Annotated in this window: 20 protein-coding genes and 4 pseudogenes; 15 read left to right on the top strand and 9 right to left on the bottom strand. The window is 37.3% G+C overall.

Going from position 1 to position 22,879, the window contains the following annotated elements:
• Positions 1–360 precede the first annotated feature (360 nt).
• From V7K79_RS19285 to V7K79_RS19275, 3 genes are all read left to right on the top strand, one after another.
• Entirely contained in the window at positions 361–2,013 is a 1,653-nt protein-coding gene (locus V7K79_RS19285) for a glycosyltransferase family 39 protein (RefSeq protein ID WP_335049597.1), read from the top strand.
• A gap of 574 nt (positions 2,014–2,587) precedes the next feature.
• Positions 2,588–4,210 (top strand): glycosyltransferase family 39 protein, encoded by a 1,623-nt coding sequence (locus tag V7K79_RS19280; RefSeq protein ID WP_335049596.1) that lies wholly within the window; start codon positions 2,588–2,590, stop codon positions 4,208–4,210.
• 332 nt (positions 4,211–4,542) lie between these two features.
• Positions 4,543–5,262, top strand: a complete 720-nt coding sequence (locus V7K79_RS19275; protein WP_335049595.1) for a DUF4079 domain-containing protein — start codon at positions 4,543–4,545, stop codon at positions 5,260–5,262.
• 183 nt (positions 5,263–5,445) lie between these two features.
• Here the strand turns inward: V7K79_RS19275 and V7K79_RS19270 are convergent, their stop codons facing one another.
• Together V7K79_RS19270 and V7K79_RS19265 are read right to left on the bottom strand one after the other, a co-directional pair.
• Positions 5,446–6,624: a hybrid sensor histidine kinase/response regulator gene (locus V7K79_RS19270; RefSeq protein ID WP_335049594.1), complete on the bottom strand. Its 1,179-nt coding sequence runs from the start codon at positions 6,622–6,624 to the stop codon at positions 5,446–5,448.
• A 552-nt stretch (positions 6,625–7,176) separates the two neighbouring features.
• Positions 7,177–7,377 (bottom strand): hypothetical protein, encoded by a 201-nt coding sequence (locus V7K79_RS19265; protein ID WP_335049593.1) that lies wholly within the window; start codon positions 7,375–7,377, stop codon positions 7,177–7,179.
• Between the two features lie 337 nt (positions 7,378–7,714).
• Here V7K79_RS19265 and V7K79_RS19260 point away from each other — a divergent pair, with 337 nt between their 5' ends.
• Positions 7,715–8,212, top strand: a complete 498-nt coding sequence (locus V7K79_RS19260) for a GNAT family N-acetyltransferase (protein ID WP_335049592.1) — start codon at positions 7,715–7,717, stop codon at positions 8,210–8,212.
• 100 nt (positions 8,213–8,312) lie between these two features.
• Here the strand turns inward: V7K79_RS19260 and V7K79_RS19255 are convergent, their stop codons facing one another.
• Positions 8,313–8,930, bottom strand: a complete 618-nt coding sequence (locus V7K79_RS19255; RefSeq protein ID WP_335049591.1) for a class I SAM-dependent methyltransferase — start codon at positions 8,928–8,930, stop codon at positions 8,313–8,315.
• Positions 8,931–9,224: 294 nt separating this feature from the next.
• On the opposite strand from V7K79_RS19255, the gene V7K79_RS19250 reads away from it, so the two are divergent.
• From V7K79_RS19250 to V7K79_RS19215, 8 genes and pseudogenes are all read left to right on the top strand, one after another.
• Complete coding sequence (locus V7K79_RS19250; protein ID WP_335049625.1) at positions 9,225–9,293, top strand: Mo-dependent nitrogenase C-terminal domain-containing protein; 69 nt, start codon at positions 9,225–9,227, stop codon at positions 9,291–9,293.
• A 194-nt stretch (positions 9,294–9,487) separates the two neighbouring features.
• Positions 9,488–10,162: a response regulator transcription factor gene (locus V7K79_RS19245; RefSeq protein ID WP_335049590.1), complete on the top strand. Its 675-nt coding sequence runs from the start codon at positions 9,488–9,490 to the stop codon at positions 10,160–10,162.
• 312 nt (positions 10,163–10,474) lie between these two features.
• Positions 10,475–11,317: pseudogene (gene arsM / locus V7K79_RS19240) on the top strand (arsenosugar biosynthesis arsenite methyltransferase ArsM); the annotation flags it as partial.
• 111 nt (positions 11,318–11,428) lie between these two features.
• Positions 11,429–11,554 (top strand): annotated as a pseudogene (locus V7K79_RS19235) (arsenosugar biosynthesis arsenite methyltransferase ArsM); the annotation flags it as partial.
• Between the two features lie 134 nt (positions 11,555–11,688).
• Positions 11,689–12,654 carry an inorganic phosphate transporter gene (locus V7K79_RS19230; protein ID WP_335049589.1) on the top strand — a complete coding sequence of 322 codons (966 nt, stop codon included), beginning with the start codon at positions 11,689–11,691 and terminating at the stop codon, positions 12,652–12,654.
• Between the two features lie 43 nt (positions 12,655–12,697).
• Positions 12,698–13,703, top strand: a pseudogene (gene arsS / locus V7K79_RS19225) (arsenosugar biosynthesis radical SAM (seleno)protein ArsS).
• Positions 13,682–13,969: a hypothetical protein gene (locus V7K79_RS19220; protein WP_335049588.1), complete on the top strand. Its 288-nt coding sequence runs from the start codon at positions 13,682–13,684 to the stop codon at positions 13,967–13,969. The pseudogene arsS and the gene V7K79_RS19220 overlap by 22 nt, the downstream one beginning before the upstream one ends.
• 6 nt (positions 13,970–13,975) lie before the next feature.
• Positions 13,976–14,746 (top strand): SDR family NAD(P)-dependent oxidoreductase, encoded by a 771-nt coding sequence (locus tag V7K79_RS19215; RefSeq protein ID WP_335049587.1) that lies wholly within the window; start codon positions 13,976–13,978, stop codon positions 14,744–14,746.
• A gap of 322 nt (positions 14,747–15,068) precedes the next feature.
• Here V7K79_RS19215 and V7K79_RS19210 read toward each other — a convergent pair whose 3' ends face one another.
• From V7K79_RS19210 to V7K79_RS19200, 3 genes and pseudogenes are all read right to left on the bottom strand, one after another.
• Positions 15,069–15,824 (bottom strand): Uma2 family endonuclease, encoded by a 756-nt coding sequence (locus V7K79_RS19210; protein WP_335049586.1) that lies wholly within the window; start codon positions 15,822–15,824, stop codon positions 15,069–15,071.
• 30 nt (positions 15,825–15,854) lie between these two features.
• Positions 15,855–15,992: pseudogene (locus V7K79_RS19205) on the bottom strand (DUF3417 domain-containing protein); the annotation flags it as partial.
• Positions 15,993–16,112: 120 nt separating this feature from the next.
• A complete protein-coding gene (locus V7K79_RS19200) occupies positions 16,113–17,096 on the bottom strand; it encodes a Rieske 2Fe-2S domain-containing protein (protein WP_335049624.1) in 984 nt (327 codons plus the stop codon).
• Positions 17,097–17,157: 61 nt separating this feature from the next.
• Between V7K79_RS19200 and V7K79_RS19195 the strand changes: the two genes are divergently transcribed.
• Complete coding sequence (locus V7K79_RS19195) at positions 17,158–17,970, top strand: TetR family transcriptional regulator (RefSeq protein WP_442938955.1); 813 nt, start codon at positions 17,158–17,160, stop codon at positions 17,968–17,970.
• A gap of 436 nt (positions 17,971–18,406) precedes the next feature.
• Here V7K79_RS19195 and V7K79_RS19185 read toward each other — a convergent pair whose 3' ends face one another.
• Positions 18,407–19,072, bottom strand: a complete 666-nt coding sequence (locus V7K79_RS19185; protein ID WP_335049584.1) for a phosphoribosyltransferase — start codon at positions 19,070–19,072, stop codon at positions 18,407–18,409.
• 803 nt (positions 19,073–19,875) lie between these two features.
• Between V7K79_RS19185 and V7K79_RS19180 the strand changes: the two genes are divergently transcribed.
• Positions 19,876–20,379 (top strand): hypothetical protein, encoded by a 504-nt coding sequence (locus tag V7K79_RS19180; protein ID WP_335049583.1) that lies wholly within the window; start codon positions 19,876–19,878, stop codon positions 20,377–20,379.
• A gap of 449 nt (positions 20,380–20,828) precedes the next feature.
• Here V7K79_RS19180 and V7K79_RS19175 read toward each other — a convergent pair whose 3' ends face one another.
• On the bottom strand, positions 20,829–21,620 hold the full coding sequence (locus V7K79_RS19175) for an ion transporter (RefSeq protein WP_335049582.1): 792 nt from the start codon (positions 21,618–21,620) through the stop codon (positions 20,829–20,831).
• An 88-nt stretch (positions 21,621–21,708) separates the two neighbouring features.
• Here V7K79_RS19175 and V7K79_RS19170 point away from each other — a divergent pair, with 88 nt between their 5' ends.
• Positions 21,709–22,134 carry a nucleoside deaminase gene (locus tag V7K79_RS19170; RefSeq protein WP_335049623.1) on the top strand — a complete coding sequence of 142 codons (426 nt, stop codon included), beginning with the start codon at positions 21,709–21,711 and terminating at the stop codon, positions 22,132–22,134.
• A gap of 72 nt (positions 22,135–22,206) precedes the next feature.
• On the opposite strand, the gene V7K79_RS19165 is transcribed toward V7K79_RS19170, so the two are convergent.
• Positions 22,207–22,827, bottom strand: coding sequence for an O-acetyl-ADP-ribose deacetylase (locus tag V7K79_RS19165; RefSeq protein ID WP_335049581.1), 621 nt, complete (start codon positions 22,825–22,827; stop codon positions 22,207–22,209).
• Between the last annotated feature and the right edge of the window lie 52 nt (positions 22,828–22,879).

The following is a 22,879-nucleotide window of genomic DNA, read 5'->3' as shown; positions in this document are numbered from 1 at the left end:
CACCGTTAGAGAATTAAGAACTATAACCTACAAAGCGATCGCTCAATGCACGATAGCTATGGAGTCGCCTGACCACAGATACAGCTATACTTAGCGTATTTTACACTCCATTGATAATATCACGGTTTCAAAACCAAATCCATTTTTGCGGGATTTGATACAATCTTGCCCATTTATTTTTGTAGTTAATAAAAGAGAGGTGTTGATTGTCAATCTTCCCAATCAAATTAAAGTCTGGTTGGCGATGTTTCACAAAAAAACTTTGCTTGAAGTCTTGGCTATGTCTACAACAGGCGTAGTAGCACCTCATATAGCTTACTTAATTAGATGATTTGAGAAAACTTTTTAGGAAACTCACTTATGCGCCATCTCAAATTTGCTCCGAGTTGGTTGCGATTTTTAACTATCTTCTTGTTGACGATAGGTATATTGTTTCGCTTTTCTAATCTTGATGGTAAAGTTTTCTGGCAGGATGAAACTTATGCCTCATTGCGAATTTCTGGTTACACAATTAATGAAGCTAAACAGCAACTTTTTAATAATCGTGTGATTAGCAAAGAAAATTTTGCTCAGTTTCAAGGTGCAAATCCAGTAAAAAGCTTAAATGACACAATTATGTCTTTGGCAAAACAAGATTCTCAACATCCACCGTTGTATTACATAATAGCCAGATTGTGGATGGAAATCTTTGGTAATTCCGTGACTGCGATTAGAAGTTTATCAGCCTGCATTAGTTTGCTGGTTTTTCCTTGTGTTTATTGGCTATGCCGAGAATTATTTAATGTGCCATTATCGGTTTCTGGTGTTGCGATCGCACTCATGGCTATCTCTCCAATTCACCTAGTATATGCCCAAGAAGCACAAGAATATATTCTTTGGTTAGTCACTATTTTACTATCTAGTGCGTCTCTGCTGCGAGCCATACGGCTAGAGAATGAGTTAGTAAAAGAAAGACAAAAACCAGATTTATTCACTATCTGGAGTATTTATACATTCGCTTTAGCTATTAGTCTTTATACATTTATTTGGAGTGCATTTGTAGCAGTTGCTCATGGAATTTACGTGATGATAACTGCTAAATTTCAGTTGACTGAAACTGTGAGAGCTTATCTACTCGCATCACTAGTCGGTTTTTTAGCTTTCATGCCTTGGATAACAGTTGTAATTGGTAACTTATTTCAGTTTTTAATTTCAGCAGACAAAACAAGGATTCATTCAGATTTGATACCTGGGGCTCCTTTTTTATTAATGCAGTTAAGTCGGCTATTTTTTGATATAAACCTTAGTTCGGAAAATTCTCTAAGCTATTTAATTACACTACCTTTTTTAACTTTAGTAGGATATTCAATTTATTTTATTTGTCGAACAACTAACTATAAAGTTTGGTCTTTTATCATCACATTAATTGTAATACCAGCATTACCCCTAATACTACCAGATATAATTGTTGGGAGTATACGATCGTCTATTGAACCATATTTAATTCCATCTTATTTAGGAATACAAGTAGCTGTTGCTTATCTACTAACTACGCAACTATATAATAGAAGGATGTTAAGCCGTAGCTTTTGGCACATAATTATGGCATTAGTAATTATTTGTGGTTTGATTTCTTTTAAAGTAAGTTCCCAGGCAGAAACTTGGTGGAATAAGGGTATGAATTCTGGCAATCCACAAGTTGCCCGAATCATTAATGAGAGTAATCGTCCACTTTTGATTAGTGATGCTTCGGGCAATCATGATGGTGATATTTTTTCTTTAAGCTATCTTTTGAATCCAAAAGTGCGATTTCTGTTAGTGAAAAATCAAAAAATTCCTAAAATTCCTGATGGATTTACTGATATATTTTTACTTAATCCATCAGATATTTGGAGTAAAATAATAGAAACAAAGTATAAATTAAAAACAGATATTGTTTATAGTGATAACTATTATTCAATCTGGAAATTAGCTAAAATTCGTAGTTTACGCAGACGTAATATACAAAGTAGTCATCTTTTAAGAAGTAATTAAGGAGTGCATCTCAATTTTTATTTGTTAATGATAAAATAATTGTCATTGCGTTCGTGTAGCGTCTCCTAAAGAAAATAAATGATGAGGTAATCGCATTAACTCGCTCTGAATTGGAGGATTTTACGATTGCTTATCTTTGCTACGTAACGCTAATAATGACATGCAAAAAAGTAGGATGCTCTCTAATTAACTTCATGTAAATACTTACTTTGTGAGGTAATAATAAGGGAATTACGTTTAATTACACCCCATATTTTTTGCTTTGAGATCAGCTGTTTAGCGTGTAATTTTCATATTAGTAAATTGTGTAAGTTTATAGTGGGTATGTAATAAACACTAAAAGTTACAGTTTATCAACAGTATAATCAAGATTTCTTACAAAAACATCCTATTAAACACACTTTTTCCACTTCAATAAACAGTTAACTTTGTAGCTAGGTATACAAATTTTTTGGTAAATTACTATTTCTGTTACTTAACTCACTTGCAATTGTAAATAGCAATAGTTTTAAAAGTCATAAAGTTGTTTCGTTAAAGTAGATAATTGCTATACAAGTTATTGTGAAATTTAATTATGCAACATCTTCAACTTACTCAAAATAGGTTACGGTTTCTTATTGTCATGTTGTTAATGGTAGGTATATTTTTTCGTTTCTTTAACCTTGACTGCAAAGTTTATTGGCACGATGAGACTTTCACTTCATTGCGGATTTCTGGTTATACAGTAAATCAAGTCAAGCAGCAAATATTTAATGGTCGTATAATTAATAAGGAAAGTTTTGCCAAATTCCAAAGTCCCAATATTGAGAAAGGTTTAAATGACACAATTATATCTTTGGAAGTAGACGATCCACAGCATCCACCACTATATTATATAATCGCTCGGTTTTGGGTGGAAAGATTTGGCAATTCTGTGACAATAATCAGAAGTTTATCAGCATGTATCAGCTTGTTGATTTTTCCGAGTATTTATTGGCTGTGTAGAGAATTATTTAAAGCATCAGCATGGGTATCGGAGGTTGCGATCGCACTCATGGCAATCTCCCCTATTCACTTAGTATACGCCCAAGAAGCACGAGAATATATTCTCTGGATAGTAACTGTATTACTATGCAGCGCTTCATTACTACGAGCATTACGGTTAGAATCAAAAGGGCGAGTGTTACGCGTATTAAATTGGGGAATATATGCAGTCACTTTATTGCTTAGTCTATATACATTTTTGTTTAGTGGATTTGTTGTAGTTGCTCATGGTATTTATATAATTGCCATTGCCAAATTTAGATTTACTAAAACTGTAAAAGCTTATTTATTAGCATCTTTAGCAGGGTTTTTAGCTTTTACACCTTGGATAATGGTTGTAATAGTTAACTTCTTGCAAGTAAAAAGTTCAACAGCCTGGACAAAGAGACATTTACCTTTAGACACTTTAATTCAATCTTGGCTTTTACAGTTAAATCGGATTTTTCTTGATTTGGACATTGGCTTTGAAAATCCGTTTAGTTATGTAATTACTCCTCTTGTTTTAGTTTTTATTGGATATTCTATTTATTTTACTTGTCGAACAACTAACTATAAAATTTGGTTATTTATTGTTACGCTGATTATGATTCCTGCATTACCTTTAATGCTACCAGATTTACTTTTTGGGGGTATACGCTCACTTGCCGAACGTTATTTATTGATTTCTTACTTAGGAATTCAACTAGCTATTACTTACCTACTAGCTACACAGCTAAACAATAAAAGTTTTGCCCGCCGGAGAATCTGGCAAATAATCATGGGAATAGTGATTATTTGTGGGCTAGTTTCTTATGGGGTAAGTTCTCAGGCTGAAACCTGGTGGAGTAAGGTTATTAGTTCTGGTAATCCACAAGTTGCAAAAATTCTCAATCAGGCTAGTCATCCACTTTTGATTAGTAATGATTTTGGTATTAATTATGGTAATGTCTTTTCTCTCAGCTATCTTGTACAGCCAAAAGTACAGTTTCAATTAGTAAAAGACTGTTCTATCCCCAATATTCCTGATGGGTTCACTGATATTTTTTTATTAAATCCTTCAGATACCTGGCGCAAGCAAATAGAAGTAAATTATAATTATAAAACGTTTTTTGTGTATGGTGACAAAAATTACTTGCTCTGGAAAATAGAAAATCCACATAGCAATGCAATGTATTTTAAAAAAATTAAGACGTAACCATAACTACAGGCTATAGTATAAAATTCATGTACACAAATTCGTGTCTCGTAGAAAAGAGGCTTTATTGTCTTTACTTGGAAATTATTCTTTTCGATTATCTATTTACGTAATTTTATATTAATAAATATTTCCGTATATCTTTTAATATATAAAAATATTTTTTAAATTCATCATCTTTTATAAGATATTTAAATATTTGTAATTAAAATTAACTAAAAATAACAAAAATAAATATTAAACAAATTCTCATCTGAAATTAATTTAAGTAATGGTACGATGCTTTAAATTATCCTTTGTGATGAATTCAATGATTCATTGAAAGGTGTTGTATGCAAATAACAGATTTTCTTGGTCTTTTACATCCAGCGATCGCAATTATATTCGTGTTTCCACTCATCGGTACAGTAGTTAATTTTGCTTGGCAAACACGTCAACGTAGATTGCAAATTTTAGCGGGAAGTAAGAGTAAAATTCCTCCAGTTGTGGGTGCAGAACATAAGCAATTAGGTGAAAGGCTCACAAGTGCAGTTGTTGGATTAACTTTAATCGGATTAAGCTACCCTATTGGCAAAAATATTATCAAAAATCAATTGTGGAAGCAAACACCTTTTCAAGTTATTTTTATACTGCTAATATTTGCTGCCACTATTGCCTCATTAGTATTTCTTTATCGGGCAAAGCAACGGGTGTGGCGGGCAGTTTTTGCAACTTTAACTGGTGTAGGTTTAGTAATTCTAGGCTGTCAAGATGGGGTCTATCGCCTCACCAATGAGTGGTATTGGTCACATTATTATATTGGAATTACCGCAGCAGTGCTAATGATTTTTTCATTGGCAATTGTTCAAGATATTTATCAAGACAAGTCCAATCGCTGGCGTATCGTCCATACGATTTTAAACTGCATTGCTTTGTTGCTATTTATTGGACAAGGCATGACAGGAGTGCGAGACTTGTTAGAAATTCCCCTGAGTTGGCAAGAACCCTATATTTATCAGTGTGATTTTGCTAATAAAACTTGTCCAACGCCAAATCCCCAAGCACTAAAATAAGCAAGGGAGAATAACTCATAACAATGCCCAATGCCCAACTATGATAATTTATAGCGGTAGTCGAAGCATAGGTTAAGACTATATTGATTGCTAAAACCTTTGATAATACTGAGTTTATACTCAGCACGGGCTAAACGCTCCGCTGACGTTAACAGCACTCAGCACTTTGCTATACTTGCCTAATCATTGTAGTGGCAGAGTGACAATTACTGTTGTACCAACACCCTGCTCACTTTCTAATTGAATATGACCACCATGTAACTCTACACATTTTTTAACGATGGTAAGTCCTAGTCCTGTTCCTTGAATTATACCCACATTGCTAGCGCGATAGAAGGTTTGAAATAGATAAGTTTGGTCTTTGAGGGGAATGCCCATTCCTTGGTCTCTAATCTGGAAAATTGCGAGGCAATCTTTGCAAATCAAATTAAACCAAATAGTATCATTTTCAGGGGAATATTTAATGGCATTGGAAATCAAATTTGTTAAAATACAATTTAGTAGGTCTTCATCAATTTGGGTTTGGGTCGATTCTCCTTGAAAAGTAAAGATAATGCTGTGCTTACTACCTGCATTTAGTTGAAGAATATCTGTGAGTTCGCTACAGAAACTTTCTAAATTTATAAGTGTAGGTTGGTATTCGAGTTTAGCTGCTTCCGTTTTACTCAAAAACAATATTTCATTTAAGAGATTAAGCATCTGGATGATGGCATTTTGTATTCGCTCGAAATATTTAGTTCTTCGGACATCAGTTAGTTTATTACTGTTATATTCAAGCATATCTACAGCCGTCTGAATCGTAGTCATAGGGGTGCGGAACTCGTGAGAAACCATTGCGACAAAGTTTGATTTTAACTCGTTGAGTTCCTGTTCCTTTGCTAACGCTTGACGTGTGCGTTCTTCACTCTCGCGTAGTTGGTTGAGAATTTCGCTTCTTTCAATGGCATAGCGAATGGCACGCACTAACCATTGTATAGTTATTTTATCTTTAACTAGATAGTCTTGCGCTCCTTCTGCTAATGCTTGTAATGCTAAATCTTCATCATCAACGCCTGTTAATACCACAACTGGGATATCAGGTACTGCTGCCTTAAATTCTTTCAATGTGTCCAGTCCAATAGAGTCTGGAAGGCTAAGGTCTAATAAAACTAGGTCAAATCTGGATTGCTTTCGACTCTCTATCTGAGAATTACTAAAAGTGGACGCAGAAAAAACTCTGCTAGCTTCTATTGCCTCAGATAACCGTTCAACATGTAACATCTGCCATTGTTCTCGATCTAAATTTAAAAATATCCGGTGTAGCAGATAAGCATCACTTGCACTATCTTCTACTAATAGAATGTGAATTGTGAGCTTTTCCATAATACAGGGTTATATCAATTTGTTAGATAATCACCTGATTTCCTATTTTTTACGCTTACTAGGAGGTTACTAAGCAGTTGTTAGGTATATATTTAAAGATACCTCAATTTGCGTTGAAGGTAATATAAAATACTATTCCTACACCCGGCTCGGATCTGACTTAGCTTAGATGCAACTACCATACTGTTCTCGACTAGGATGAAGATGGCGAAAAACCTCAAAAACTCGCTCAAGATATTGAGAGTAATTACCCTGAGCGATCGCTGTATATAAAATACTGAGAATAGACTCAGTATTTGCTTTGTTTTATCAATCATATATTCATCATTCATACCACTATTTTGCAACATTTTATGCTAACTGTATCAGAGTTTTTGACTACGATTCCTGCGGGAAAGAACCCTAAGATACGTAGAGATAATGTAGCTCATCATACAAAAAAATAAGTGGATATTTGCAGCTATTACACTACATATCCACTCAATACTTACTGTATTAGGGTGATTACAAAAACCTGACAAAATGATTAAAACTTTTCCAAGTTTTAATCATTTAACGTGACTCAGTTCCTTGATTAGGGCTACCTGCTACACCATCTTCTCCTGGTGCTTCTGGAGTAGCAGTTGCTTTAGCATCACTCTTTTCAGCATCACCAGTTTTGCGGATACCTTCTTCAACAGGGGTTTGGTAGCCACCAGAAGCGGTAGGTGTAGCTTCTTGATTATTAGATTTTTCTTTTTGTTCTTCAGCCATGACTACAATTCCTAATTATTTATTATTCTTAGGATTATCTTAAAAAAATAAAGAGTGTGAGTGCATCTATCCAGAATATAGTTATTTCAGATTTGTTCCTCTATCGTAAGTATTGTTTAGTACTATTCATGTATGCTGATCAAAATCCATAAATATAGAATTTGTTAACCTGAGAACGCTTACTGTCGTTAAGGGAGTACTTGGAATAAGCTTTATGTCCAAGATACTTTTAAAATTTCTTCATTGATAGTTGACAGAAAAAGCCAAATAATTAAACTGGATCTGTAATGAATAGTATAGTGTGATGATTGTAATACAAACTATCAAAGTGTAATTAATGAGCCAGAACAATCTATCGTTACCATCTGGATGTGTGCTTCGCAAGGCAACCTCTACGGATCGGTGGTCGATTCGATTGCTGGTATTTTCAGCGAAACTTGACCCAACCCAATTAAATTGGCAGCAATTTTGGGTAATTGAATACAATCAGAATCTGATAGCTTGTGGACAACTGCGTAATTTTTCAGGGGCACAAGAACTTGGTAGCTTGGTCGTTGCATCAGCTTGGAAAGGTCGCGGTTTGGGTAGTTTGCTAACACAGCATTTGATTAATACAGCAATGCAACCACTTTATCTGGAATGCTTAGGTCAACGGCTAGTGCAGTTTTACAGTCGCTTTGACTTTGTGCCAATATCTTTTGAAGACTTGCCACAATTTCCTAAGACAATAGGCTTATCTACGCTCAAGGATAAATTTAGATTCTCGCAGTTAGCTAAAAGACTGCTCAAAGTTCCTGTGGTGTTTATGGAATATCGAGGTCAGACTAATTCGTAATACTCGCCTCCAGCGAGAAGCAAGCTACGTAATTTAAGATATACAGAACAAGGCTTACTACAAGATGTTTCTAGCCCTTTACTCTTCCCCATTTCCGATTTCAATTTGGAGGTTTAGCAAAAATCGTTAGTAAGACAGGCCCTAGTAAATAATGGTGATTCAAACACAATAGCCCAGCAGAGGAGCCAAGAAGTTGACGTTGATTAGGGCTGTAGAGTCTAATTCCACGGGGAGAGACTGGCAATAATTGAGGTTCTGTCTCTTTTTTGGAAGTAATGTCAACCAAATAAAAGCGTCCACCAGGAGAAAGTACCCGTGCTACCTCACTAACCACCTGTTTAGGTTCCAAATAGTGCAAGAAGCTGATAGTACTGAAAACGGCATCAAATTGACTATCTGTAAAGGCAAGAGACTCAGCTTTGCCCTGAATATAAATTAAGCGTGGATGGTGGCGGTTGCTCTCTCTTGCTACCTGTAACATATTGGCAGATAAATCCAATCCGGTAGCTCGGAGATTGGGAAACTGAGTAGCAAGGCGTTCAAGCAAGCGTCCAGTACCACAGCCAATATCAAGTATATTCGCTGGCTCTGGTAAATCGACGTACTCTAACAACCGTTGGTGAACGGCTCGATAAAACACTGAAGGAAAGAACCAATCATAACTTGATGCCCATAGGTCAAAAAGTAGCTTTTTGTGATTGAAAAAGTCATCAGTCATTAGTTTTCGCAGCTTTCTTAAAGCTTGATACTTTTTCGGGCTTTAGCTGCGCCTCCAAGAATTTGGTTAACAACACAAGTTAACTATAGCGGTTCTAAATTGGTTGTAATATCTGGCTTTTGTCGAGTTAGTTACACTAAGCTAAAAACTGGCTAATATCTAGGTTCAATCCCAGATAAAATTAATATTTATACCGATTTGCTATCAAGAGGTTGGGAGAAAAAATATCCTTGTGCATGCACATTTGCATTTCATGGCTGCACGCACTCGTTGGAGGTAGTTTTCACCTAGTGCATCCTGCGTTTTAAAGCGCTCTGTTATTTTGCCGATGAATGTGGTGAAGATATCACAGCTTATTGCTGATAGCTAGGTTGGATTGTTATTTGCTCAAGCAGCGATCGCTAATTGCAGATTTACGGTTGTTACTTACTCAGGTTTATACTAAGCTAACGTACACCTAATTAGATGTTTGGCTATGTAAGTGGCTGACACCTCACTAAAGTGTTTCCAGAACGTATTGTTGCTTACCGTATCCTGCTGAAATCATTAACATTACCATGACGCACATCTTACTGATTGAAGATGAGGTCAAACTGGCACGATTTGTCGAATTGGAATTGAATTATGAAGGCTATCAAGTCAGTATTGCCTACGATGGATTAACTGCACTCACCGCAGCGCGTGAGTTACATCTGGATTTAGTAATTTTAGACTGGATGTTGCCTGGTTTGTCAGGGTTGGAAATTTGCCACCGCTTGCGATGTATAGCCGAGAAAGTACCGATCATCTTATTAACCGTCAAAGATGAAGTGAGCGATCGCATTGCAGGCTTAGAAGCTGGTGCTGATGATTACCTCGTTAAACCCTTCAGCATTGATGAATTATTAGCCAGAGTCGGCGCTCACCTGCGAAGAAGCAAGCAACCACAGACCGCAGATGTTTTAGAATTTGAAGACCTAAGTTTAAATCGTCGCACGCAAGAAGTGTATCGAGATGGGCGGTTAATTGAGTTAACTGCTAAGGAATTTGATTTACTAGAATATTTACTAGCTCATCCGCGACAGGTAATTAGCTGCGATCGCATTTTAGAGGAAGTTTGGGGTTACGACTTCATCAGCGATGCCAACATCATTGAACCTTACATTAACTACCTGCGCCTGAAACTTGAAGCCAATAACGAAAAATGTCTAATTCAAACTGTGATCGGTATTGGCTACACATTGCATGATTGAATTTGGGCAAACAGGGAAGAGAGTTGGGGACTCTTGAGAATTAGGGACAAGGGGAAGGGAAAGACTTGTTGCAAGTTCTAACTTTTGTCACCTTGTCCCCTTGTTTCCCTTGTTCCCCTTATCCCCTACTCCTTCATCTTTTCTTACTTCTTGTCCAACTTCCAATTTAAAATAATACTAAAACCCCAAAATTTTCCATGATAGAAAGATTTGGGACTTTTGGCAATCTCAACAAAAACTCATCCAACTAAAAGTTAATTATACTAAGATGCACAAAGCTGTGATTATCTAAAATCCAAAACCCAAAATGGCATGACCTATCTAGAAACAGCAGCACAATTCTACCGCGAAGTTGCCCAAACCCCGCAAGTTGGACTTTGTTGTGTACAAAGTACGCCCCTGCAACTACCAGGATTGAAAATTCCTTTGCCAATGCAGGAAATGAATTATGGTTGTGGCACCACTGTTCACCCCACCGAACTAGGAAAGCAACCTACTGTGCTGTACGTCGGCGTTGGCGGCGGCTTAGAAGCATTGCAATGTGCTTATTTTTCTCCCTATGCAAGTGCTGTAATTGCCGTTGAACCGGTTGGGGCTATGCGGGAAGCAGCTGCACGTAATCTGGAAATTGCTGCTCAAGAAAATCCCTGGTTTAACACCAGCTTTGTCGATATCCGCGAAGGTGATGCTTTTAACTTACCTGTTGCTGATGCTAGCGTCGATATCGTGGCACAAAATTGCCTTTTCAACATCTTTGAACCAGAAGATTTAACTCGTGCTTTAAAAGAAGCACATCGCGTATTAAAACCAGGTGGACGCTTGCAGATGAGCGATCCTATTGCCACTCGTCCAATTCCAGCACATCTTCAAGAAGATGAGCGATTGAGAGCAATGTCTTTACCCTGCGCACTCACATATCAACAGTATACTGAAAGGATTATAGATGCTGGTTTTGGTCAAATTGAAATTCGTGCCCGTCGTCCTTATCGTCTATTAGATTCCCAGACTTATAATTTAGAAGACAACCTACTTTTAGAAAGTCTAGATTCTGTCTCATTTAAAGTTGTAGTTCCAGAAAATGGTGCTTGCATTTTCACGGCAAAAACGGCAATTTATGCTGGTTCGGAACTTTTCTTTGATGATTTAGCAGGTCATATATAGCAATCCGATTTGATTTCTGAATCATTCGTAGAGGTAAGGGACTGGGGACTCTTAAGAAGGAATAAAGGTGTACTGAGTTTTGTTCAAAAATCAAATATGAGTCCTATACTTAAGCTAGGTATTCCGGCTGCGGTGTGTGATAAAACCGCTGTTAAACTTGCTGCTACCAAGCCAGCAGAAATAATTGCTACTGATTCAACCTGGCATTATAGCGGTGGTGGCTGCTGTTAATTTATCTAATAATTCAGTGTCAGAAGTCAGAAATTAGAATGGTTCTGTGCGACTGGATAATGAATGCAGAATTTGAATATTTCACTAATTAAATTCTAGATTCTGAATTTTGAATTTTTCTTTATTAACCCAAAATGTTGTTAATTAGTCTATTTTTAGCTACGCTTTTTTTAGCATATTCAAATGGAGCAAATGATAATTTTCAAGGTGTAGCAACTTTGTTTGGTAGCCGAACTAGCAGCTATCAAACAGCAATTTTATGGGCAACTTTTACAACTTTTGCTGGTGCAATAACTGCAACTTTTTTGGCAGGAGGATTAATTAAAAACTTCTCTGGGAAAGGACTATTACCTGATGCGATCGCTAATTCTCCAGAGTTCCATCTAGCAGTAGCGATCGCTACTGGATTAACTGTACTCATTGCTACTATCATGGGGTTTCCCATTTCCACAACTCACAGTTTAACAGGTGCGCTGGTTGGCGCTGGATTAGTTGCGATCGGACTACAAGTTAATTTTGCTGCCTTGGGAAATTCCTTTATTTTGCCTTTATTACTCAGTCCAATCATTGCTATTCCCTTGGGAGCAGGAATTTACAGCTTATCTGGCTATATTAATTCAAAATGGCATCTACCATTTAATCAAAAAATGATTGATGGTTGCCATTTTTTCAGTGCTGGAATTATCAGTTTTGCTAGAGGATTAAATGATACTCCTAAACTTATTTCACTCATCTTAATTATTGAGTATTTCTCGATTCAGGGAGGAATGATCACGATAGCGCTCGCAACGGCACTTGGCGGTTTACTCAACTCTCAGAAAGTTGCAATAACCATGAGTGAAAAGATTACCTCAATGAATTATAATCAAGGTTTATCAGCAAATATAGTAACTGGGGTTCTGATCATTGCAGCTACTCAGTTTGGGCTTCCAGTTTCTACCACTTACGTTTCAGTTAGTTCTATTTTTGGTGTAGGATTAATTAGCAAAAAATCTAAATCTAATATTCGTGTTTTTTATCAGATTTTACTATCGTGGATTTTAACTTTACCAACTGCCGCAACTATTAGTGCAATCACCTACAGATTATTGCAAGGATAGGGAAAATAAATATTGTTGTGGAATTGTTTAGGAGTAGTAACTAATGAAAACTCAAACAAAAATTTTACTAGATACAGCAATCACAGCTTTTAAAAATAAACTCAGCTCACCTTTGAAAAAAAAAGGAATTACTGTTTTACAAATTAATTTAGGTAAGCGTTGTAATCTTGCTTGTACACACTGTCATGTTGAAGCTGGGCCAAAACGTGCAGAAGAACTTTATCCTGAAATTTGCCAACAATTGATTTCACTAATCCATAAATTTCCCGAAATTAAAATTGTAGATTTGACTGGTGGCGCACCCGAAATGAACTATGGATTTAAGCCACTGGTAGAAGCAGCAAAAGCAAGTGGTAAACAAGTGATTGTCCGGTCTAATTTGACTATTTATTTTGAAGATGGATTTGGTGATTTACCAGAATATTTTGCTAAACACCAAGTAAGAGTTGTAGCTTCCTTACCCTGTTACTTAGCAGATAATGTTGACAAAATGCACGGTACTGGTGTCTTTGATAGTTCAGTCAAAGCTTTACAGTGGCTTAACCAACTCAGCTATGGTAAAGAGCAAAATTTAATTTTGGACTTGGTTTTTAATCCTCAGTTGCCCACTAATGAAAAATTTTCTTTAGCCCCCGAACAGAGTAACTTAGAACAATATTAAAATGTTCTTGCAAGAGCATTTTAATATTGTATTTAACAACCTATTCACCTTTACCAACTTACCCGTTGGTAGAACTAAAATGCATTTAGAACGGAGAAAATTATACACCAGCTATTTGCAGTTTTTAGAGTCGCATTTTAATCCCAGCACAGTTGAATATTTAATGTATTGCGATGAACTTTCAATTGACTATCTAGGTAATGTATATGATTGTGACTTTAACCAAATGATGAATTTGCCTGCAAAAACTCGCAATGGTGAAACTTTAACAGTTGGCAAATTGTTAGAAACTGGCAATTTAGACCTGATTAGTCAGGTGCAAACTGCTGCTTATTGCTATGGTTGTACTGCTGGGTGTGGTTCTAGTTGTGGTGGCGCTTTGCTCTAAGAACTAGAGCATTTACTTGTCTAATCCGACATCTCTTAGGAAGAGTCAGCATTTGTACATCACTTTGCAGTTCCACACTACTGGCTTGGGCTGTTGAACACGTACAAACACTTAGTAAACGTTATTTACCTCTAGATTGCGATGATTCGTGTCCGCGCCTGAGAGTAGTATATGAAGGCTTTAGTTTTTGCGATCGCAGCCAGAGACAAATTGGTGCTTATTTTGCCTATGGCTATGAATATCAAATCCCTCCACAAGTTATCTAAATTGATATGTCTTTTATCGATGAAACTAATCCTGTCAATGCTTTGATTGTGGGAGCCAGCCAAGGTATTGGTTTGGGTTTTGTGAAAAAATTGCTACAAGATCGTAGGATAGCTAAAATTTATGCAACTTCTCGTCAACCGGAATCGGCCTTAGAGTTAATAACTCTTGCAGACAAATATCCTGAGCGATTAATTTGTTTGGAGATGGATATTAGTGACGAGTTACAAATTATTGAAGCTGTTCAAAAAATACATATTCAAGTTGACAAACTGCATTTAGTAGTCAACTGTGTAGGACTGTTACATGAAGATACTTTCCAACCTGAAAAAAGCTTAAGACAGATCAATTCAGAAAATTTGCTGCGCTACTTTCAGATAAATAGTATTGGTGCTGTCTTACTGGCTAAACATTTATTGCCTTTGTTTCGTCATAGAGAACGCAGCGTGTTCGCCACTATTTCTGCTAAATTGGGCAGTATTGGCGATAACCAACTTGGTGGATGGTACGGCTATCGGGCTTCTAAAGCAGCACTCAATATGTTGATGCGAACTGCGGCAATTGAGTATAAAAGAAGTTGTCCCAAAGCATTAATAGTAACATTGCATCCTGGTACAACTGATACCCGTCTTTCTCGTCCTTTCCAGGGAAATGTACCTGCGGAAAAATTATTTTCAGTGGAACGCACTGTTACCCAATTATTGGCTGTCATCGAGCAGCTTCAAGAAGATAATAGTGGACAGTTTTTCTCATGGGATGGGAGCAGATTGCCTTGGTAATTGGGTTACGCTTGTGCTAGTGAAACTCACGTTACTTATAATTAAAGCCTATGAAGTTTTTTGTGCCAACAGCCAAGGATATGGCAACAAGTACCACAGTTACCATTTACAAAGGGGAGCGTCGCAGTTACTTACTCCGGAATGCATTTGTCACAAGTGATGACAAATAAACCGTCTATTGACATTTATCCAAAAGATTTGTCTGCATTGCCTCCTGCCATTTTTTAGCTCGTCGAACTCACGTTAATTTAGGATTTTCATCGCAAACTAGTCGGTTTTGCACAATCAGATAATTATTGTAAAAACAATTTATGAATTGCCTTTACTCAAACGGGGGCAAATTATTCGGGTCAATACCCTGAGATTGCAAATAAGTAATCAGTCGTTCTTTCTGCTGACGTTCTTGTTCAGCACGTTGGCGTTCTTGTTCAATCTGTTCTACAGCCCACGGTAACAAATTACCATCTCGATCCCACCAGCGCAGCCAATACCCAGTACGACCTTCTTCTGTTCCTTGCCAAGTTCCCAAAAATAAGCCCATCACATCGAGCCAGTAATGACCATTTTCGTCGGGTTGCTTTAACTCATAGCGCTTATTTTCCAGTTGATAATATTCTAATAAACCGCCGTCAGGTTCAAAAATAACGTAGATGGGAATCTGTAAAATTTGCTCGTAGAAAAACCATTTTCCTGGTGGATAAGTTCGCTTTACCGAATATTTTCCACCCTCAGTATCGGATAAAAATTCAATAGCGATCGCCGGAATATCTCCTTCTAAATTAGGTGTATAACTTTTGCGGTTAGCCACCACTTGATTAACCGACGGCACATAAACCCAGTCTGGTGCTTTGGCAATAAATTGCTGGTTGATAGTGGCACAAAGACCAAAGTTTAAAGCTATCAACATCTGGGATTGAATGAATCCACTGATTTCTAAGCTTTCACGCAAAGCACCAGCCAAAAGTGGCTGACCAATATTCTCCACTGGTTCATCCTCTAGTTGAAAATCTTTGGGCAAGGCTTCCCAAGAGATTACCAGTTCTGTTGGTGATTTGGCTTGGCTAAGTTGAGTTGCCATAAACACAGCACGAATTTATTCTCGATCTTAAGTTGCCGATTCTAAAATTGCTACTGGATTATGCCCACAGCGTTCCCATTCTTGGGGATCAATACTTTGAAATAGAAAGATGCGATCGCTGCTATGTCTAATTGCAGATGGATGGGCGATGCTATTTTCCCTAGTAATGTGGTCTTTTAGACCTGACGATCCACGACGGACAGTTTTGGTTGACTGCTTAAATGCAATGACCAACTACATTTAGGCATTTATAGGTAAAGTAGCAACATCTGAAAATATTCTCAAAATTTACTTAGAAAGGTTAGGTGAAACTACATTAGGAAAACTTTCAAAATTACGTCGTACCCAATCCATACCTATTTCATTGTTGAGTTTAATTTTCTGAGGCGTATCTGGATAAATTTTTCCAAGAATATCAGAATCTTGATCCACTATGACCTTGCCAAACTTAAGATAAGTGTTGCCAAAAACTTTAAAAGCAGGATGCTTGGCTTGACCGAATAGCAAAATGTAAGTTCGTGTCCGATTCTCCGTTTCTGGCACAAAAATGTGACACTGCGCCACTTTACCCAACGGCGTTTCTCCATGAAAAATTACCAGGGATGGGAAATGATTTTCTAGATGGGCCTTAATAGTGCTAGGTAGCAGAAATAAATCTGGTTTTCTGAGCTTCTCCACTAAACTGTAAGGGGTCGTGGGCATTTCATAAAACGCATGGGAGTGATGTCCATTATCAATGAATTGATGAAATTCCACCTCAGTAATCCGAAATAAGTCTCGGTGAGTGCCGTTTTGATGATTGTAGTCGTGCATATTCAGCAGCATAGTTAGTAAGTCTGTCTCAATACTTCGATCTGCGGTATGCCCAACAAAGTAGTAAGTGTTTGTAATTTCATTCAGCACAGTAGGAATGGATATTTTTGGCTGATATTCCCCATAAGACCAGACGAAATCACCTTGAATTTTTAGTTCTAAAGGTTTCAGTTGGGGTAACGTTTTCTTGCTCGATCCGGGCAACACAGTGCAGCCCGATCCATCAAACTTCAGGGCATGAAACGGACAGACTATAGCACTTGTGCGATCGCTTTGGGCTTCGCACCATCCTTCTGATAGCATTGCTCCCAGATGGGGGCAAGCGTTGGGTAAAGCATGGATGTCTCCAACAGTATCCTTCCACATCACATAGTCAGCACCATACAAAGAAATTTTTCGAGGTTGATTCACTGCCAGCATAGACTTGTGTGCTAACAACCAAGGCGCTCCAAGAAGCATAGATTGCATAGTATTCTCCACTAAAGATAAAATTGTGAAAGATTTGTCGCATTTTCAAAATATGACAAAATATTCGCATTCGTCAAGTAGCTTGCGCCACCAACCCAAACAGCAGCGAGGTAAGGAACGAGTTGAAAAAATCCTAGATGCTGCTGCTGCTGTATTTGATGAAATGGGCTATGAAGCAGCAACAACTCATCAGATTGCAGCAAAAGCAGGGACAGCGATCGGCTCTCTGTATCAATTTTTTCCTGACAAAGCTGCTATTTTCAAGGCGATGGAGTTACGCCATGTTGAGCGGGTGAAGGCTATGTGGGCACAGATAGACATCCTTATAATCGTTCAGTTGCCATTCCGTCAAATGATTCATGCGCTTGTAACGACTGTTGCAAAACTGTTTGAACAGCCGGTATCACGGGTAGTGTTTGTGCAGTTTTTTCTAGCACGCGAAATTTTCCAGTCGATCGATGAAAGCATGACCCAAGAGGCGATCAACTTTATGGCGAATATGCTGAAGCAGCGAAATCCCGCACTGAAGGAGGAACATTACAGTTTACTAGCAGAAGTGTGTGTGCATAGTAGCAATGCGGTTATGCTAGCGGCACTTCGCAGCCCCGATGAGGAGTACCGTAAACAGTTGACTCAACAGATTGAAGATTTGATGGTTTCATATTTAGAGCCATATATGGATGACAATCGGTTGAGTCATGTAATGAAAGTAATGATATGTCCTCGCTGTCAATCGAAGCAGTTATCCAAAAACGGGTATCGACGCGGGAAACAGTGTTATCGCTGTAAGGAATGTGGCAAACAGTTAGTAGAGAATTCCCAGCGATCGGTTATGTTGAAGACATCTCTGACCGATCAAAAGTGAGCAAAAGCGATCGTTTTCTTAAGAGCGATTGTTTTATTTCCTAAATGAATTTGAATACGGTACAAAACTTAACTCTCAAGTATTCGGTAGAAAAAGACGATAGGATTCGCTATCCATCAAAATTATGAAAGCTGACGAAAGAATAAGGGTTTCAGGCGACGTTATTAGAGCTTTCCGTCACGACCAGAAGCGTAGACGCAAAGCGGCTTGTCTTAGACATCGCTCTTAAGTCCATCCAGAACAGAAGTACTTGAAAGGTTGACTATGTTCAAGATATCGTCTGGCTATCTGAGCCGAATGCTTGCTTTGTAAGCCGAAATTTAAAGTTATTGACGTGTCGAACCGATGATGATTTCATATCATCACACCGTTTGATTTCTGTGCCGTTAAAACTTCAGTTGATGAGTTAAGACTATCTCATGAACTTAATCTTTATCTACGTAGCAAGAGGTATTGCTCTACCGTTCTTTGTCGCTTTTGCGAGTAAGTCGCGGACTTCTTCATCAGTAGTTTGAGGAAAGCTTTCGTACCAAAGACCAACGCTCTGGAAAGGGCTGGGTTTGGAAATACAAACGATTTCGTCTACCTCAGTTTCTAACTCTTGACAAGTTTCAGGTGCAGCTACAGGCACAGCAATCACAATCTTAGCAGGTTGCTGTTTTTGCACAGTTATAACAGCAGCCCACATGGTTGCACCCGTGGCTAAACCATCATCTACCAAGATGACTGTACGTCCTTGTAAATCTTTTAAGGGGCGATTTTCCCGATAAAGCCGTTCTCGTCGCTCTAACTCCCGTTCTTCTTGCGCCGCCACTCTGGCAATTACTTCATCGGATATTTTCACCAGGCTGATAATATATTTATTAACTATACGCACACCCCCAGAAGCGATCGCTCCCATCGCTAGTTCTTCTTGATCGGGCACACCCAATTTACGTACCACTAAAACATCTAAGGAAGCATTTAACGTTTTGGCAACTTCAAAAGCAACAGGTATACCACCCCTTGGTAGCCCTAATACCAAAACATTTGGGTCATTGGCATAAGCGGTTAACTCCTTAGCCAAAACTTGACCTGCAAACCTCCGATCTTTAAATAGCATGGTGTGATATTCCTAATTGGTTTCCAAAAAATTAAATAAATATTTACATAGGTTTATTATTGGCTATCAACCTCAAACAATGGAGCTATTGAGCAGATTCCAAACTTGTTATGATAGTTCAAATGTTCTAATTCAATCTTAAAAAGCTAAATATTCCCTGTCCTCCACTAACGGAGCGACATCTTCTATCTCCAGTTCTACCAAATGGATGACTTAGCTTTAATGCAACAAGATTTCTGCATCTTCGGCTAAGACTATTTTACTACTCTACACTCAATATTCATCCCCAAATCGCTTGTTAGGGAAGACACACTGATGCCAGTTAACTCTTGCTCTAAAGGGTTTACTGCTGTAAGTAACTGGTGTTAGCGTGAAGCAAAGTTATAATGCGACCACAAAATAAGGGTGACATGGAAAACCTAATGTTTAAGTAGGGATACATTTGAAAACTGCTATAAGTTTTGCCACTTGCTAACGTTTGCTGTTAAGCTTTTACTGAGTATTTTTTTTACCGCTACTTATGATAGTACTTAATTACTAGCAGATGCAAAAATCTATGAAAATCCAGTAATAAACCAATTGTTAATTCTTTGCGTGTTTCCTGTTGCTGACATTATATTGATATTATCTTTACATTATCCCTAAATTGTGAATATAAGATAATGCATCATCTTCTTGTTCAATATATAATGCTTAATATTACAGATAAAAGTCAAGAAAGTTACCCATTTAACACTTTGAAATAGAAATTAATAGGGTAGAATCACTGAATATGCTTGAAAATGAAAAGAAGGGTGTTTTTAATGATCGGCTTAACTAATTCAGAAAATGGCAAAGTTAGCAGCATAGCAGCCACTAAGAGACTAGCAAGGGCGATGATGGTTTCTGGTGGAGAATTTTCACTATTATTGGTGTGTTGTAACTGTGTTCAAAGGCAGCAGCAAGTGCTGAATTTGTTAACAGAATTCTCATCAGCAGATATCCATGAAATTTTGCTCTCGCCTACAGATGAAAAATTATACACAGCGATTACAAATGAAATTGGCACTACTCAACCGGAAGCTTTGATGGTAAGCGGCTTAGAATCTGTAGTGGCAATTAACCAACTAATTATTAGTACCAATATCATGCGAGATGAGTTTCGGAAACAGTTCCAGTTTCCCTTGGTGCTATGGGTCAATGATGAAATTCTGCGTAAGTTAGTCTGGCTAGCACCCGATTTCAAAGACTGGGCGGCTAGTACTATTAGATTTGATATACCGAATAATCAGCTAATTGAATCTGAACAACAAGCCATCAGCGCCTAATATTGCCTGAAACTACTTTCAAAATCTTATATCCGCTAGGTTGAACCTGAGAAAAACCGAAGCTGATGTTCTGTCAGATTCTTTTCTAAAACTACTTTTATTGAACCCTTCCTTACCAAAGTAAGATAAAAACCCTTGGAAGCTATTTTTCACATTAGAATATATTATGTGTGTCAGGTGTGTTATCGCTTTAGTATGCGATCACCATAAAAATGTATAAATTAAGCTGCGATCGCCTTTTACAAAGAATAGGCTATTTTTTTTGGAAATGATCGCACTATTCTTACTCTATCAATTATTCTACTTCAACAGCACTAACTGTAATTGTTATTGAACCTGGGTTTTCCTCAAGAGAGATATCCTATAGGAGTGAAAAAGAATGTAGAAACATCGCAGTGCTACATCTTCCCAAGGATTGTGGATAACGCATATTTAATTTCACCAGATGTTTAATCAATCCTGCGACTAGGTAACTTAGTCCCGCACCTCTGACAAAACCCAGCATTTACATCATGAAAAGCTAAACCACAACCTAAACAAACTATTTCTACCTGATTAGCAGTTTTCACTACTTGCTTAATTAAATCTCCCACTTGCCAAGGAATCAATGCAATTCCGGTAAAAATCATCAATACTGTTAGCAAGCGTCCTAATTCCGAAATTGGAATAACATCGCCAAATCCTACAGTTGTCATTGTGACAACAGAGAAGTAGAACGCATCCAAAAATGTACCATAATTTTCAGGATTAACTGGATGCTCAACTTGATAAATTAAGCCAGAGTAAATAAAAACAATTGCAAATAACGTAAATAATATTCGCGCAAAAATCATTCCATCTTCACTGCTGATACTAGCGAATAAAAACTTTTTATCTATAAATCTAATTAATCGTAAAATCCGAAACCATCGTAATAGGCGGATAAAGCTAATATCCACCATACCTATAAAAAATGGCATAATCGCCATTAAGTCAATAATCGAATAAAAGCTAAAAATATACTTAATTTTGTTTTCTGCACTCCACAAGCGGAGTAAATATTCTACAGCGAAAATGATAACGATCGCAGTATCAGCTACATTTAACTGAAACCGCATATCATCAGGAATATTATATGTTTCTGCCACAAAAATTCCTGATGATATTAGCACCAAAGAGGCAAGTGTTAAATTAATCGCTTTACCTATTGGTGTTTCTAAGTCTTCTAGGTAAAATTCTGTTTCTTGTCGGCTCAATAACATATTCGACTATTAATACATCTTAATTCCCAGTTATAACATTAGAAATACGATATTATTAATCATTATCCTTATGTTAACCTCAGCTTATATGAACCCAGAATATTTTATGCGTTTAGCATTGGCAGAAGCAAAAGAAGGTGATGCACCCTATGGTGCAGTGATTGTTAAAGATAACGAAGTCATTGCCGTAGCTCATAATACTGTGAGAAGAGACAACGATCCATCAGCCCATGCAGAAATCAATGCTATTCGTAGTTTAACAGCTAAACTTAAAAATCCTTCTTTAGAAGGTTATAGCATATATACAACTGGCGAACCTTGTCCGATGTGTGCAACTGCTTGTGTTTGGAGTGGTTTATCAGAAATTGTATATGGTGCTTCAATTCAAGATTTAATTAATGTAAATCAATTACAAATTAGTATATCTTGTGAAGAGGTAATCGCTAAGTCATTTAGAAGCATCAAAGTCACAAAAGACGTTTTGAAAAATGAATGTTTGGAATTATTTAAATAAGTTACTAAAAAACTTATTTTTAGGAGTATTTCTTCCAAAGGAACTCGAAAAATCTTGTTCTTTATCTTCGGTCTAATCCGTAGCTCCTAAAATATTTGTATATATTCCATAATTTTCTGAATCATAGCAGCAAAAAATTATTCTTTGTGGACAACCATTTTTTTGTAGCTGTTGATAACATATTTTCACTGCAACCTCAGCTGCTAAAATTTTAGGATATTTATAAATGCCTGTACTAATGCAAGGAAATGCCAAACTATTAAACTCTTGATCTGCGGCAATTTGCATACATTTATAATAACATTGAGCAAGAAGTTCGGGTTCTCCGTGATTACCTCCTCGCCATATCGGGCCTACGGTATGAATGATGAAACTTGCAGGTAAGCGATATCCTTTGGTTAGTTTAGCATCGCCAATTTTACATCCTCCAAGTGACCTACACTCATCAACTAGGTTCGATCCAGATGCCTTGTGTACCGCTCCATCTACGCCACCACCACCAAGCAGACTAGTATTTGCAGCATTGACGATAGCATCAACTTCTAACTTTGTGATGTCACCCAAAATAACTTCCATAAAACAATTAAGACTAATTAAGACTAATCTAAATAATATAATAGTTTTAGCTTCAAGTTTAACGATCGCTCTGCTTGATATAATGAGCGATCGCTTGCTTTTTTCTGATTGATTCAATCATTCTTTCTAATTTATTCATTAGTAGAAGTACCTCGGCAAATAATTACAT

Source organism: Nostoc sp. (genome assembly GCF_036917575.1).
Taxonomy (GTDB): domain Bacteria; phylum Cyanobacteriota; class Cyanobacteriia; order Cyanobacteriales; family Nostocaceae; genus Nostoc.
The sequence above is the reverse complement of the archived record's forward strand: the minus strand, read 5'-3'. Positions and strand labels throughout refer to the sequence as shown.

Bases quoted from the DNA above. Each gene is read 5' to 3' on its own strand.
- V7K79_RS19275 (WP_335049595.1), top strand. From the start codon at position 4,543: ATGCAAATAACAGATTTTCTTGGTCTTTTACATCCAGCGATCGCAATT.
- V7K79_RS19230 (WP_335049589.1), top strand. From the start codon at position 11,689: ATGTTGTTAATTAGTCTATTTTTAGCTACGCTTTTTTTAGCATATTCA.
- V7K79_RS19180 (WP_335049583.1), top strand. From the start codon at position 19,876: ATGATCGGCTTAACTAATTCAGAAAATGGCAAAGTTAGCAGCATAGCA.
- V7K79_RS19175 (WP_335049582.1), bottom strand. From the start codon at position 21,620: ATGTTATTGAGCCGACAAGAAACAGAATTTTACCTAGAAGACTTAGAA.
- V7K79_RS19215 (WP_335049587.1), top strand. From the start codon at position 13,976: ATGTCTTTTATCGATGAAACTAATCCTGTCAATGCTTTGATTGTGGGA.
- V7K79_RS19195 (WP_442938955.1), top strand. From the start codon at position 17,158: ATGACAAAATATTCGCATTCGTCAAGTAGCTTGCGCCACCAACCCAAA.
- V7K79_RS19280 (WP_335049596.1), top strand. From the start codon at position 2,588: ATGCAACATCTTCAACTTACTCAAAATAGGTTACGGTTTCTTATTGTC.
- V7K79_RS19285 (WP_335049597.1), top strand. From the start codon at position 361: ATGCGCCATCTCAAATTTGCTCCGAGTTGGTTGCGATTTTTAACTATC.
- V7K79_RS19210 (WP_335049586.1), bottom strand. From the start codon at position 15,824: ATGGCAACTCAACTTAGCCAAGCCAAATCACCAACAGAACTGGTAATC.
- V7K79_RS19200 (WP_335049624.1), bottom strand. From the start codon at position 17,096: ATGCTTCTTGGAGCGCCTTGGTTGTTAGCACACAAGTCTATGCTGGCA.
- V7K79_RS19255 (WP_335049591.1), bottom strand. From the start codon at position 8,930: ATGACTGATGACTTTTTCAATCACAAAAAGCTACTTTTTGACCTATGG.
- V7K79_RS19265 (WP_335049593.1), bottom strand. From the start codon at position 7,377: ATGGCTGAAGAACAAAAAGAAAAATCTAATAATCAAGAAGCTACACCT.
- V7K79_RS19170 (WP_335049623.1), top strand. From the start codon at position 21,709: ATGAACCCAGAATATTTTATGCGTTTAGCATTGGCAGAAGCAAAAGAA.
- V7K79_RS19245 (WP_335049590.1), top strand. From the start codon at position 9,488: ATGACGCACATCTTACTGATTGAAGATGAGGTCAAACTGGCACGATTT.
- V7K79_RS19185 (WP_335049584.1), bottom strand. From the start codon at position 19,072: ATGCTATTTAAAGATCGGAGGTTTGCAGGTCAAGTTTTGGCTAAGGAG.
- V7K79_RS19270 (WP_335049594.1), bottom strand. From the start codon at position 6,624: ATGGAAAAGCTCACAATTCACATTCTATTAGTAGAAGATAGTGCAAGT.
- V7K79_RS19260 (WP_335049592.1), top strand. From the start codon at position 7,715: ATGAGCCAGAACAATCTATCGTTACCATCTGGATGTGTGCTTCGCAAG.